Below are 942 nucleotides of genomic sequence, written 5' to 3'. Positions count from 1 at the left end.
CTTAGCCCCGTTACATCTTCCGCGCAGGCCGACTCGACTAGTGAGCTATTACGCTTTCTTTAAAGGGTGGCTGCTTCTAAGCCAACCTCCTAGCTGTCTATGCCTTCCCACATCGTTTCCCACTTAACTATAATTTTGGGGCCTTAGCTGGCGGTCTGGATTGTTTTCCTCTTGACTACGGACGTTAGCACCCGCAGTCTGTCTCCCGGATAGTACTCATTGGTATTCGGAGTTTGCATCGGTTTGGTAAGTCGGGATGACCCCCTAGCCGAAACAGTGCTCTACCCCCAATGGTATTCGTCCGAGGCGCTACCTAAATAGCTTTCGGGGAGAACCAGCTATCTCCAGGTTTGATTGGCCTTTCACCCCTAGCCACAAGTCATCCGCTAATTTTTCAACATTAGTCGGTTCGGTCCTCCAGTAAGTGTTACCTCACCTTCAACCTGCCCATGGCTAGATCACCTGGTTTCGGGTCTATATCCAGCAACTCGACGCCCAGTTAAGACTCGATTTCTCTACGGCTCCCCTAGATGGTTAACCTTGCTACTGAATATAAGTCGCTGACCCATTATACAAAAGGTACGCAGTCACCCCACGAAGGGGCTCCTACTGCTTGTACGTACACGGTTTCAGGTTCTATTTCACTCCCCTCACAGGGGTTCTTTTCGCCTTTCCCTCACGGTACTGGTTCACTATCGGTCAGTCAGGAGTATTTAGCCTTGGAGGATGGTCCCCCCATGTTCAGACAGGATATCACGTGTCCCGTCCTACTCGATTTCACTAAAAGCGCGCTGTCGGCTACGGGGCTATCACCCTTTGCTGCTGTGCTTTCCAGCACATTCGCCTAACATGCAACTAGCTTAAGGGCTAATCCGGTTTCGCTCGCCGCTACTGCCGGAATCTCGGTTGATTTCTGTTCCTCGGGGTACTTAGATGTTTCAG

At 51.1% G+C, this 942-nt stretch carries 1 rRNA gene; it reads right to left on the bottom strand.

Going from position 1 to position 942, the window contains the following annotated elements:
* A 23S ribosomal RNA gene (locus DLK05_RS16530) occupies positions 1-942 on the bottom strand; the annotation flags it as partial.

Source organism: Ancylomarina longa (assembly GCF_003996985.1).
Lineage (GTDB): Bacteria > Bacteroidota > Bacteroidia > Bacteroidales > Marinifilaceae > Ancylomarina_A > Ancylomarina_A longa.
Note: the sequence above shows the minus strand (reverse complement) of the source record. Positions and strands in the feature narration are given on the sequence as shown.